The sequence below is a fragment of the Paraburkholderia sp. TE9906 genome, from assembly GCF_056279605.1.
The window spans coordinates 131,742-143,985 of sequence record NZ_JBWCCT010000005.1 but is presented as its reverse complement, the minus strand read 5'-3'; the positions used below and the strand labels follow the sequence as shown (position 1 = coordinate 143,985).

At 66.0% G+C, this 12,244-nt stretch carries 11 protein-coding genes; 4 read left to right on the top strand and 7 right to left on the bottom strand.

What is annotated here, in order from left to right; genetic code table 11:
- Positions 1 to 70 precede the first annotated feature (70 nt).
- From ACZ9H4_RS14720 to ACZ9H4_RS14710, 3 genes are all read left to right on the top strand, one after another.
- The gene (locus ACZ9H4_RS14720; RefSeq protein ID WP_408144993.1) at positions 71 to 2,023 is read left to right on the top strand and encodes an AI-2E family transporter; all 1,953 of its coding nucleotides are present in this window, start codon (positions 71 to 73) and stop codon (positions 2,021 to 2,023) included.
- A gap of 299 nt (positions 2,024 to 2,322) precedes the next feature.
- Entirely contained in the window at positions 2,323 to 4,080 is a 1,758-nt protein-coding gene (locus ACZ9H4_RS14715) for an FAD-dependent oxidoreductase (RefSeq protein ID WP_476119341.1), read from the top strand.
- Between the two features lie 21 nt (positions 4,081 to 4,101).
- Positions 4,102 to 4,293 (top strand): hypothetical protein, encoded by a 192-nt coding sequence (locus ACZ9H4_RS14710; RefSeq protein WP_408325265.1) that lies wholly within the window; start codon positions 4,102 to 4,104, stop codon positions 4,291 to 4,293.
- Positions 4,294 to 4,365: 72 nt separating this feature from the next.
- On the opposite strand, the gene ACZ9H4_RS14705 is transcribed toward ACZ9H4_RS14710, so the two are convergent.
- The 3 genes from ACZ9H4_RS14705 to ACZ9H4_RS14695 form a co-directional block, all read right to left on the bottom strand.
- Positions 4,366 to 5,349, bottom strand: a complete 984-nt coding sequence (locus tag ACZ9H4_RS14705; protein ID WP_408325267.1) for a 2-dehydropantoate 2-reductase — start codon at positions 5,347 to 5,349, stop codon at positions 4,366 to 4,368.
- Between the two features lie 48 nt (positions 5,350 to 5,397).
- Positions 5,398 to 6,189 carry a class II aldolase/adducin family protein gene (locus ACZ9H4_RS14700; protein WP_476119340.1) on the bottom strand — a complete coding sequence of 264 codons (792 nt, stop codon included), beginning with the start codon at positions 6,187 to 6,189 and terminating at the stop codon, positions 5,398 to 5,400.
- Positions 6,190 to 6,263: 74 nt separating this feature from the next.
- Complete coding sequence (locus ACZ9H4_RS14695) at positions 6,264 to 7,463, bottom strand: amino acid aminotransferase (protein ID WP_476119339.1); 1,200 nt, start codon at positions 7,461 to 7,463, stop codon at positions 6,264 to 6,266.
- A gap of 206 nt (positions 7,464 to 7,669) precedes the next feature.
- On the opposite strand from ACZ9H4_RS14695, the gene ACZ9H4_RS14690 reads away from it, so the two are divergent.
- A complete protein-coding gene (locus ACZ9H4_RS14690; protein WP_408325272.1) occupies positions 7,670 to 8,611 on the top strand; it encodes a LysR family transcriptional regulator in 942 nt (313 codons plus the stop codon).
- Positions 8,612 to 8,677: 66 nt separating this feature from the next.
- Here ACZ9H4_RS14690 and ACZ9H4_RS14685 read toward each other — a convergent pair whose 3' ends face one another.
- The 4 genes from ACZ9H4_RS14685 to ACZ9H4_RS14670 all read right to left on the bottom strand — a co-directional run bounded on the left by ACZ9H4_RS14685 (position 8,678) and on the right by ACZ9H4_RS14670 (position 12,222).
- Complete coding sequence (locus tag ACZ9H4_RS14685; RefSeq protein ID WP_476119338.1) at positions 8,678 to 9,496, bottom strand: helix-turn-helix transcriptional regulator; 819 nt, start codon at positions 9,494 to 9,496, stop codon at positions 8,678 to 8,680.
- 109 nt (positions 9,497 to 9,605) lie between these two features.
- Positions 9,606 to 10,730 (bottom strand): hybrid sensor histidine kinase/response regulator, encoded by a 1,125-nt coding sequence (locus ACZ9H4_RS14680; RefSeq protein WP_408144977.1) that lies wholly within the window; start codon positions 10,728 to 10,730, stop codon positions 9,606 to 9,608.
- Between the two features lie 9 nt (positions 10,731 to 10,739).
- Positions 10,740 to 11,366 carry a chemotaxis protein CheB gene (locus ACZ9H4_RS14675; protein WP_408144975.1) on the bottom strand — a complete coding sequence of 209 codons (627 nt, stop codon included), beginning with the start codon at positions 11,364 to 11,366 and terminating at the stop codon, positions 10,740 to 10,742.
- A 10-nt stretch (positions 11,367 to 11,376) separates the two neighbouring features.
- Complete coding sequence (locus tag ACZ9H4_RS14670) at positions 11,377 to 12,222, bottom strand: CheR family methyltransferase (RefSeq protein WP_408145021.1); 846 nt, start codon at positions 12,220 to 12,222, stop codon at positions 11,377 to 11,379.
- Between the last annotated feature and the right edge of the window lie 22 nt (positions 12,223 to 12,244).

Sequence of the window (12,244 nt, the reverse complement as noted above, 5' to 3'; positions counted from 1 at the left end):
ACTCAACACGATTGGCGTCATCGCGCGGCCAGCAAAAAAAGACAGCGCTTCTCACTCGGAAAGTCTGTTCATGAAAATATCGTTACCGCCGACTGGGCGGCCGAATCGCGTCTACCCGCCGGGCACGCCGAGTCTGCATGGTCTCGCCTCGGTGATTACCGGTGTCGTGGTGGTGTGCGCGCTGTACTTCGGGCGCGCGGTGCTGATCCCGATTACGCTCTCGGTGCTGCTGAGCTTCCTGCTCGCCCCGCTCGTGCAGATGCTGCGGCGGCTGCATATGGGACAACTGCCGTCGATCTTCATCGCCGTGCTGTTCGCGCTCGCTTCGTTGCTTGCGATCGGCGCGCTGATCGGCGCGCAACTGGTGCAACTGGCCGGCGACCTGCCGCAGTATCAGGAGGCGATCGAGCAGAAGATCGAAACGGTCCAGCAAAAGACCGTCGGCCGCGCGGACTCGCTGATGAGCCGCGCCGCCGCGACGCTGCAGCGGGTCGCGCCGTCCAAGCCGAACCCGCCGCGCCCGACCGGGCGCGCGGCGCGCAACGCGCCCGCCGTGCCGCAACCGGTCGAGGTGCACGAGCCGTCGCCCACGCCGATGCAACTGGCACAGCGCGCGCTGTCGCCGGCCATCGCGCCGATCGAGACCACCTTCATCGTGCTGGTGGTGACGATCTTCATTCTTCTGCAGCGCGAGGATTTGCGCGACCGTTTGATCAGTCTGTTCGGCTCGCGCGATCTGCACCGCACCACCACCGCGATCAACGACGCGGCCGTGCGGCTGAGCCGCTATTTCGTCGCGCAACTGGGCGTGAATCTGAGCGCGGGCGGCGTCATCGCGATCGGGCTCGCGATCATTGGCGTGCCGGGTGCGCTGCTGTTCGGCGTGATCGCGGCGTTGCTGCGCTTCGTGCCGTACATCGGCATCTGGATCGCCGCGATCCTTGCGGTGTTCCTCGCCGCCGCGATCCAGCCTCAATGGACCATGGCGGTCTATACGCTGATCCTCTTCATCGTCGTCGACGTGGTGGCCGGGCAGATTGCCGAGCCGCTGCTGTACGGTCATCGCTCGGGTCTGTCGCCGCTCGCGGTGGTGGTCGCGGCGATCTTCTGGAGTTGGCTGTGGGGACCGGTCGGCCTCGTGCTGTCGACGCCGCTCACGTTGTGCGTCGTCACGCTCGGGCGCTACGCCGACCGGCTGAACTTCCTGACCGTGCTGCTCGGCGACCAGCCCGCACTCACCCCCGCGCAGACTTTCTATCAGCGGCTGCTCGCGGACGATCCGCATGAGGCCATCGTGCAGGCGGAGCGCCTGCTGCGCGAGATGTCGCTGATCGACTATTACGACAAGGTCGCGCTGGAAGGCCTCAAGCTCGCGCGCAACGACGCGATGCGCGGCGTGCTGATGCCGGAGCAGTTGCAGCGGGTCAACGAAGCGCTGGTCGATATCGTCGAGAACCTCGAAATCGCGGACGGCCTGCCGGACCGTCTGTCGCGCGCTGAACCAGCCGACAGCGCCAGCGCGTTGCTGGCGTCGGCATCGGCGGATCTGTCGGAGCGCCATGACAGCCACGTTTCGACCCGTCAGCGGGAGACGCAGGAGATCGACAGAACGTCCGTGCTGTGCGTGCCCGGACGCGGTGCGTTCGACGAAGTGACGACGGCGATCGCCGTGCAATTGCTCGGCCGCCACGGCTTCGCGCCGATGATGGCGACGCATTCGGGCTACCGCAGCGCGCGCGCCGACGAGCCGAGCTTCAAGGACGCGCCGATCATTTGCATCGTCTCGCTCGATGCGCCGGAGTCGCCGCCGTACTTGCGCAATATGTTGCGGCGCACGCGCGAATGGCGACCACGGGCGACGCTCGTGCTGGGCGTCGGCGGCCCGCCGGAGGGCGCCACGGAACTGGGTGCGACCGGCGCGTCGCACACGTCGCCAACCTTCCGCGCGATGATCGAGGAATGCCAGGCCGCGTTGAGCACGCAGCATCTGCGGCAGCCAGCGCATGTGGCGCGGGCGGAGTGAGGGGGAGGCATACCGGGGCGGGTGGAACAGGTGCGTGAGCACATGAGCGAATGAATGAAGCCGTGGGGCGCGTGAGTGCCTCGCGGCTTTTCTTGTTGCGCCGGATTGTTTGCGGCGCGGCCGGGGTCGTCAGCCCGCACGGCGTGTACCCAAAATGAGGACAGCCTCGCGCGCGCCCTCCTGCATACTTCCCTATCGATTCGCACCGCCTTTGCAGAGCCAACCAGCCGCGGCGGGCAATCTACCGGCATTGAAGCCCCGGCAGCCCGCTTGCATGGGACCCGAGTAAGGAGACACGCATGACCCGCCCTTTCACCCCCTATCCGTTCTCGCCTCGCCACTACCCAGGTGAAGTGCCCGCGCTCGTCGACGGACGCGACCCCGCAACGAAAGCCGTGGCCATCGTCGGGGGCGGGCCGGTCGGCATGACGCTGGCGTTAGCGCTCGCGCGACAGGGCGTACGCTCGGTGCTGATCGAAGCCGATGACAGGGTATGCACCGGCAGCCGGGCGATCTGTATTTCGCGGCGCAGCCTGGAGATTTTCAAGCGCCTCGGGGTCGTCGACGGCTTCCTGCAAAAAGGCTTGCCGTGGACCGGCGGCCGCAGCTTCTACCGCGACACCGAAGTATTCCGCTTCACGATGCACCAGGACGACGAACAGTCCCTGCCGCCGATGATCAACATCGCGCAATATCAGATCGAGCAATTGCTGCTCGACGAGATCGAACGGCACCCCGATCTGATCGAGGTTCGCTGGCAAACCCGCGTGACGGCTATCGAACAGTTGCCGGACGGCGGCGCCCTGCTCGCGCTGCGCACCGGCGAGACGGGCGGGACCGGCGAGACCGGCGAGACGGGCGACAGCGGCACGGCCTGGCAAATGCGCGCCGACTGGGTCGCCGCCTGCGACGGCGGGCGCAGCACGATTCGCGAGGCGCTCGGACTGAAGCTCACCGGCACCACGTACGAAGGCCGCTACGTCATCGTCGATATCGAGCTGGACAGCGCGCGCGCCACCGAGCGTCTCGCTTATTTCGACCCGCCATCCAATCCGGGTTCGACGGTGCTCGTCCACAAGCAGCCGGATAACGTCTGGCGCATCGACTATCAGTTGCGCGACGACGAAGACCCGGATGCCGCCGTGCGGCCCGAGAACGTGATGCCGCGCGTGCAGAGCGTGCTCGACGCGATGGCTGAAACGGGCGCGTGGTCGCCGATCTGGATCACCGTGTACAAGGCCAACGCGCTGACGCTTGAATGCTATCGGCACGGCTCGGTGCTGTTCGCGGGCGACGCCGCGCATCTCGTGCCGATCTTCGGCGTGCGCGGCGCCAATTCCGGCATCGACGACGCCGACAATCTGGGCTGGAAACTCGGCTGCGTGGTCAACGGCATCGCGTCGCCTGGTCTGCTCGACAGCTATAGCGACGAACGCGTATTCGCCGCGCGCGAGAATCTCAGCTATGGGATGAAAAGCACCGAATTCATGGCACCGCCGTCGTTCGCATTCGATCTGATGCGCACGGCCGTGCTCGGTCTTGCACATCAGCACGCGGCCGTGCGGCCCCTGATCAATCCACGGCAGACGCACGCGATTGCGTATCTGCGCTCGCCGCTCAATGAGGCCGCAGGCAACGCCGCGTCAGACTCGTTCAGCCGTGGCCCTGCGCCCGGTACGGTGCTGCCCGAATGCCGCCTGCTCAAGCGCACCGTCGACGGGGCAAGCGTGGCGATTCATCTGACCGATCTGCTCGAACCCGGCTTCACCGCGTTGCGCTTCGGCGCGGACCCGGCGCAGGACGAGGCGTGGCAGCAGTTGCAACGCACGCTCGCTGAACGCCGTATTCCGTTCGGAACGATCACGCTGGTCATGAGCGACGCGCCGTGCCCAGCCACGCCGTACGCAATCGATCCAACCGGCCATCTGCACGACATGCTCGACGCGCGGCCCGGCACCGTCTATCTGATCCGCCCCGACGGCCACGTGCTGGCGCGCTGGCGCGACGGCAGCGCGGCGGCCACGCAGCGTGCGCTGGCCGCGGTATTGGCGATCTAACGAACAAGGAGCGACATCATCATGACCGATAGCGATCTCGACCTCGTCTACACGACGCTCTGCAAAACCCTCACCGCCGAAGGCGAAGCGCAGACGCCGCTCTATCTGGCGCGCCTCGTGTTGCTGTGCATGACCGAACTCGACGACCCGCGGCGCGCGTTGTCGTTGATCGAAGCGGCGCGGCTGCCGGTCTCTTCCACTGTCGCCGCATAACGCACGCGAGAAGACGTAAAAAAAGCCGCCGTGCGCCAAACGCACCGCGGCTTGATTGTCGAACGCTTTGCGTCACTGCCGCGGATACAGCCCCAACGTGCTTGCATGCAGGCGCGCGAGACCGAGCAGTGCATCCGTGTACGGCGTCGGCACCTGCGTCAGTTGTCCCAGTTCACGCACGGCGCCGACCAGCGCGTCGAGTTCGACCGCCTTGCCCGCCTGCACGTCCTGCAGCATCGATGTTTTCATCGCGCCCAGCTTCAGCGTGACTTCGTGGCGGTCCGCCGGCGCCTGGTCGATCGGAATGCCGAAACGCGCGCCGATCTCCTTCGCCTCCAGCATGATGCTCGTGACGAAGCCGCGCACCAGTTCGTCACTGAGAATCCGGTCGGTCGTCGCGCCGGTAATTGCGCTGACCGGATTCATCGTCATGTTGCCCCACAGCTTGTACCAGACGTCGCGCTGAATCTGCGCCGACATCGATGCGTTGAAACCCGCCGCGACCAGCGCTTCGGTGAGCGCCGCGACGCGCTCGCTCGCCTGGCCGCTCGCCTCGCCGACAATCAAGCCATTGCCCTGGTGATGCCGGATCAGGCCCGGCGCCTCGACGAGGCAGCTCGCATGCACCACGCAACCCACGGTCTGCGCGGTCGGAATCGCGGCGGCGATCGCGCCGTCCGGATCGATCGACTCGAGCCGACGGCCGGTGAAATCGGCGCCGAGGCCTGCGCAGAACCACCACGGCACGCCGTTCATCGCCGTCAGCACGATCGTTTGCGGGCCCAGCAGCGGCGCGATCTGCGCGGCCACCGACGCCATCGCCGGCCCCTTGACGGCGACCACGACGAGATCCTGCGCGCCGAGCTCGGCTGGCGTGTCGCTCGCGTCGACCTTCACCGTATGCGTGACGCCCCCTTCGATCAGACGCAGGCCTTGTTCGCGCAACGCAGCGAGCGTCGAGCCCCGCGCCACCACACCGACATCGTGGCCGGCCTGTGCGAGCTTGACGCCCATCCAGCCGCCGATCGCGCCTGCGCCGTAGATAACAACTTTCATTGCTTCGATCCCTGGTTATTCGTGCATGAGTTCGTGGCTAGTCCCGCATCAATCCTTGTAGCTCGCATCGATGCGATCCACCCGTCGCACCAGTGCGTCGAACACATCCTGCCCCGCGCCATGCTTCGGGTCGAACTGCAACGCGTCGCGCGAGCAGCGGATCGCCACCGCTTCCGGCACGGGCCGCGCGCGACCCATCGCAAACGTCGCCATCTGGATTTCGCACGCGCGATTGAGCGTCCACAGAATCGCGAAAGTTTGCGGCAAGGTGTGGCCCCACGCAAGCAGGCCGTGATTGCGCAGGATCACCGCCTGTTTATCGCCGATATGTTCGATGAGGCGCGGACCTTCTTCCGCATGCACCGTGATGCCCTCGAAGTCGTGATACGCAATGCGCTCATGCAACTGCGCGCTGTAGAAGTTGGTTTGCTGCAAGCCATCTTCCAGACACGCTACCGCGACGCCCGCCGTGGTGTGCGTGTGCATCACACAGTGCGCACCGGGCAAGCCCTCGTGAATCGCCGCATGCACGACGAACCCGGCCGGGTTCACCGGATACGGCGAGCGGTCGAGCACGCGCCCCTGTGCATCGATCTTCACGAGATTGCTTGCCGTCACTTCGCTGTAGTGCAGCCCGAACGGATTGATCAGGAACTGCCGCTCGCCGCCGCTCACGCTCCCGGGCACCCGCAGCGTGATGTGGTTGTAGATCATCTCGGTCCAGCCGAGCATGTCGAAGATCCGGTAGCACGCGGCGAGTTGCACCCGCGCGTGCCATTCGTCCGGATGCATGACGGGGGTCTTCGACGGACTGGCCGGCTGCTGTTCAACGGTCGTCATCAGGGTCTCCATGGTTATCGTTGTGCCGGTGCGTGCGGTCACACCGTGATGCAATTGCCGTGATGCCGTCGCCGTTATGCGCCCGCCACCACCGCCGCGATCGACGACGCCACATAACCGGCGTTGCGTTCATTCAGGCCCGCCACGCACATGCGTCCCGAGCGCAGCACATAGACCGCGTATTCGCCGCGCAGACGTTCGACCTGGCTTTCGCTCAAGCCCGTATAGGTGAACATGCCGCGCTGCGCGACATAACGCGCGCGCATCACTTCATCGACGCGGCCCGCGAGTCCCGCGTGGATCGTGCCGCGCATCGCGAGAATCCGCTCGCGCATGGTGGCGAGTTCGGCCTCCCACGACGCGCGCAACGACGCATCGCCGAGCACATTGGCCACCAGCCGCGCCCCGTGCGTGGGCGGATTGCTGTAGTTCGCGCGCACCGCCGACATCAGTTGCCCCAGCACGCGCGCCGCCTCTTCCGCGCTCTTGCACACCACGCTCAACGCGCCGCAGCGCTCGCCATACAGCGAGAAATTCTTCGAGAACGAATTCGCGGCGATCAACGGCACGCCCGCGTCGGCCAGCAAACGCACGCATGCGGCGTCTTCTTCGAGACCCGCGCCGAAACCCTGGTAGGCCATGTCGACGAACGCGATCAGCTTGCGGCGCAGCAATACCGGCACCAGTTCAGCCCATTGCGCAGGGTTCAGATCGACGCCGGTCGGATTGTGGCAGCACGCGTGCAGCAGCACGACGCTGCGCTCGGGCAGGCGCTCGATCGTGTCGATCATGTCGGCGAAACGCAAGCCGCCCGTTTGCTCGTCGTAGTACGGATAGGTGTTGACGGTCAGCCCCGCGCCCTCGAACACCACGCGATGGTTTTCCCAGCTGGGGTCGCTGATCCAGATCTGCGAGCCGGGGAAATAGCGCTTCAGAAAATCGGCGCCGACCTTCAGCGCGCCCGAACCGCCGATGGTCTGCAACGTCGCGATCCGGCCCGCCGCGCGCGCCTCGCTCCGCGCGCCGAACACCAGCGCCTGCGCCGCCTCGCGATACTGCGGCAGGCCCGCCATCGGCAGGTAGGAACGTGGCCCGATCGAGTCGAGCAGCGCGGTTTCGGCGCGGCGCACGGCGTCCATCACCGGCAGCTTGCCGGTGTCGTCGAAATAGATGCCGATACTCAGATTGACCTTGTTCGGACGGGGGTCCAGTTGAAAATCTTCGTTCAGGCTGAGAATCGGGTCGCCTGGGTAGGCGGGAATGTGGTCGAACATGGCAAGTCCTTGAATGCGGCCTCGAATGGCGCCTCGATGTGGCCTGATCCGGTGCGGATGATGCGCCGCGTGGCGCACGACAGGCTCAAGCGGAAGTCTAAGCGGGTTTCGGTTCATGCGTCGATCCGGCAAGTGTCGGCCACGAGCCCGCCGCGCACAATCAATCGATTTTTCACGATTCGTAAGTTTTTCTTTAGAATCGTCAGATGCCACTCACGCGCGTCACTCTCCGGCAATTCGAAGCGTTTCTCGCCATCGTCGACCTGCATAGCATCGGCGCGGCGGCGGAACGGCTCGGGCTCACGTCTTCGGCGGTCAGCCAGTTGCTCGCCGAACTCGAAACGGAACTCGGCTTCCGGCTGTTCGACCGCACCACGCGGCGCGTCAACCTGTCGAGCGCGGGGCAGGATTTTCTGTCGTCGGCCGAATCGGTGCTGCGCCACGTGCGCGCCGCCGCGCAATCCGCCGACGACATCCGCAACCGCGCCGCCGGCATCGTCAGAGTGGGCGCGCCGCTCGTGCTGGCGGCCACCGCGTTGCCCGCGGCCATCGCCGACTATGCGCGCGACAAGCCGAAGGTGGTCGTGCGGATTTTCGACACCGTGGTCGAGCAACTGGTGGAGCGCGTCGAGAGCGGCGACGTGGATCTCGCGATCGGCCCGGACCGGCAAAGCGGCACGCGCGTGCGCTGCGAGCCCGCGTTCGCGAGCCCGTGGGTGATGTGGTGCGCGCCGAGCCATCCGTTGAGCACGCGGCGCCGCGTGCAGTGGCAACATCTGCGCGACGTGCCGATCGTTGCCACCGGCCGCGACCACGAGCGCGCTGTCGGGCAGATGCTCGCCAACCTGCCGGTCGAAGCCCGCATCATTCCGGTGGACGTGGTGGACAACGTCACCACCGCATTCGGCCTCGCGTCGCAAGGGCTCGCCGTCACGCTCGCGCCGGCTTACGTCGCACCGCTCGCGCGCACGTTCGGACTGGTCATGAAGCGCATCGTCGATCCGGAAACGATTCGCGAGGTTTGCGTGTACCGGTCGACGGAACGCGCGCTATCGCCGCCCGCCGACGGTTTCGCGGACTTCGTCATGCCGTGGCTGAAACGCTGGGACCGCGAGACTCAGGCCGAGGCAAGGGCAAAGCGCACGTAGCGCGCTTTGCGTGGCCAGTGATGTGATCGCCGACACGGCGCCGACGCAAGACGAACCGCGGGCGGATCAGGCCCGTTCCGGCTGCATGCACAGCGCAAACAACTGCCGCTGGCTGGAGATACCGAGCCGTGCATAAGCGCGCTTCTGATACGTGACGACGCTCGCGGGCTTCACGCCCATCTGCGCGGCGATTTCCACGGCGCTCGCACCGTCGAGCGTGCCGCGCAGCACGTCGAGTTCACGCGGGGTGAGTTGCGGACACGCGCGCCGGACGCGCGCCAGCATCGCGGCGGCCGGGCCTTGCTGATGCTGTCCGTTAAGCGCGTAATGGCTTGTCGCCGCGTGGGCGAACAGATGTGCGACGCTCTCGACGTACTCCAGCTCGCCCGCCGCGAAACTGCCGTACGCGCTGTCGCGATACAGATTGATCGACAGCCAGACGCTGTCCACCGGCTGCAGCAACAACGACAAACGGTCGGACACGTTGGGCTGCGCATAACAGGCCGCGCGGTAGGCTTCGTTTTCGATCTCTTCGCTGCGCTGCTGATGCAGCACCAACGCGTCGCGAGTCTGAGCACGCGGCGCGCGGCCGATGATCGCGCGATTGCCGTCGAGCGCGTAGAAATGCGTCGCGTAGCGGTCGGCGACGTCGCGCAGGAAGCGGCCGCCGCGATGATCCGCGGCCGACACGGTGCGCGGACGCGCGTCGAATTCGTAGGCAAAGATGGTGCACTGCGAAACCGGCAGCGCATCGCCAACGGTTTTCAGCATGCTCGCGGCGAGCGCATCCGCGTCGGAGTGCGAGATCGACATGACGAGGTCGGTCGCGCGCGCGGTGCTGATCTGTGCACTTCGGTGAGGTGGAGCGATGCGCCAGGAACGCATGATGGGATTCGGGTTGCGCTGCGTGGATTCGGGTCCGGCAAGCGTAGCACAGCGGGACCGGCAGCCGGCGGCCCGCGCGCCGCAGCGGCTCGCGCGCCGAAGCGCGCCTTTATTTACGCGTGAACGAGCCGCGCTGCAACGTCACCATCCTCGGCAATTCGATCGTGAACATGGTCCCCGTCGCTTCGTTCGAATCGACGCTGACGTTGCCGCCATGCATCCGCGCGATCTCCTGCACGATATGCAGCCCGAGCCCGAGGCCTTCGCGCGAACGCCCGCTGCTGTTCGACCCGAACGCCTTGAACAGATGCGGAAACACCTCGGCCGGAATCGTGCCGCGATTGGAGACCTTCAGTCGTACCGACTCGACCGCATCGCCGTCCACCTCGACACCGATGTCGCCATCCGGCGTGCCGTGGTGCAGCGCGTTGCTGACCAGATTCGACACGGCTTGCCAGACCAGATCCGTATCCCACGCGCCCGCCGTGTTGCCACGGCTTTCGAACACGATCCGCTTGCCGCTCTTTTGCGAGGCAAACTCGTCGATCACCGAACGGCACAGCGTCGCCAGTTCGATCGAGCGCGGCTGCAACGGCAAACGGCCGCCCTGCAAGCGCGCGAGGTTGAGCAACTGATCGACCATGCGCGCCATGCGCAGCGAACTGTTCTTCACGCGCGCGGCTACCGTGAGCGACTGTTCGTCGGCGGCCGTGCGCATCAGGTATTCCGCCGACGCCAGCACCGCGCCGAGCGGCGTGCGCAAATCGTGACTCAGCACCGCCATCAGCATCTCGTTCGCTTCCAGCATCTGCCGCGTGGTCACGAGTTGCGCGGCGAGCTGGCGCTTCTGCTGTTCGAGCTGAACGAATACGTCGACCTTCGATTGCAGAATGCGTGGATCGAACGGCTTGTACAGGAAGTCGACCGCGCCGGCTTCGTAGCCGCGGAACGTGCGCGAGGCGTCCTGCGCGGTCGCCGTCAGGAAGATGATCGGCACGTGCGACGTGCGCGGGCTGCCACGCATCAGCGCGGCGAGTTCGAAGCCGTTCATGGCGGGCATGTTGACGTCGAGAATCGCCAGCGCGACTTCGTGTTTGAGCAGCAGGTCGAGCGCCGCGGTTCCCGAATCGGCCACCAGCACGGCAATGTCCGGCCGCGCGAGCAACGCTTCGAGCGCGGTGATGTTGTGGACGATGTCGTCGACGATCAGGATGTTCACAGGTGAGTTCGTCATGGCATCGGATCAGAGAGAGGCCGGCAATGCGGCAAGCCGCCGGGCCATAGTTGCGGGATTGTAGATGGAGTCGGCGGCGCCGCGTTCGATCGCGGCGCGCGGCATTTCGGGCGAGACGGCAGTGTCGGGCGCCTGCACCCAGGCGGTGCCGCCCTGCGCGCGCACCTGCGCGAGCCCCTGTGCGCCGTCGTCGTTGGCGCCGGACAGCAGGATCGCCAGCAAACGCTCGCCGTACACCGTGGCCGCCGACTCGAACAGCACGTCGATCGACGGCCGCGAAAAGCGCACGGCGGCATCGGTCGACAAGGCAACGGTGCGGTCCACTTCCACGAGCATGTGATAACCCGGCGGCGCGACATGCACGCGGCCCGGCATGATCCGTTCACCGGCGTCGGGCTCCAGCACCGGCAACGCGCAGCGATGCGTGAACGCGTGCACGAGATAGCTCGGCGATCCGGGCGGCAGATGCGTGACGATCATCACGGCCGGCGCAAAGCCCACGGGCAGCGCGCCGAGCAGGATGTTCAGCACTTCGATGCCGCCCGCCGAGCCGCCGATCACAACGAGATCGTAGCCGCGCGCGGTGGCGGCATCGGCTTGGGAATCGACGGCTGGCTTGTCGGTTGAGCGTGGCATGATGAGCGTGCTAGCGCTTCTGGTAAATGCGTTCGCCTGGACGGAATTCGTCGAACGCTTCGTAGTGACGGGAAAAACGCAGGCTTTCCTTGCTGCCCAGACCGAGGAACCCGCGCCGCACCAGCGCGTTTTCGAACAGACCCAGCGCGCGATCCTGCAGGCCGCGATCGAAATAGATCAGCACGTTGCGGCACGACACCAGGTGCGCTTCGAGAAAGACCTCGTCGGTGGACAGGCTGTGATCGGCGAACACCACGCGCTCCTTGAGCGAACCGGCGAAACGCGCGCCGTTGTACGCGGCATGGTAGTAGTCCGACAGCGAACGCTTGCCGCCCGCTGCCAGGTAGTTCTGCGTGAAGCCCTGGATCCGGTCGAGCGCATAGATGCCGGCCTCGGCGCGCGCGAGCGCATCCGGGTTGATGTCGGTCGCGTAGAACAGTGTGCGCTCGGTCAGGCCTTCTTCGTCGAACAGGATTTTCAGCGACCAGAGTTCCTCGCCCGTGCTGCAGCCCGCCACCCACACCTTGATCGACGGATACGTGCGCAGCCGCGGCAGCACGTGCTCGCGCAGCGCGAGAAAATAGGCAGGATCGCGAAACATGTCGCTGACCTGCACCGTCAGATACTGGAACAGCCGCGAGAATTCGTCGCCGTCGCGCATGATGCGGTCCTGCAACTGCGAGAGCGTCTTCAGGCCGAACTCTTCCAGCGCCTGCGACAGACGGCGCCGCAGCGACGACATCGCATAGTGCCGGAAGTCATGCTGATACTTCAGATAAATGGCCTCCAGCAGCAGCTTCAACTCGATGTCGAAGTCGCTCATGCGGTGCGGCGCGCCGAATTCCGGCTGGCTCATCGTGATCCCGCTGTCCACTGGC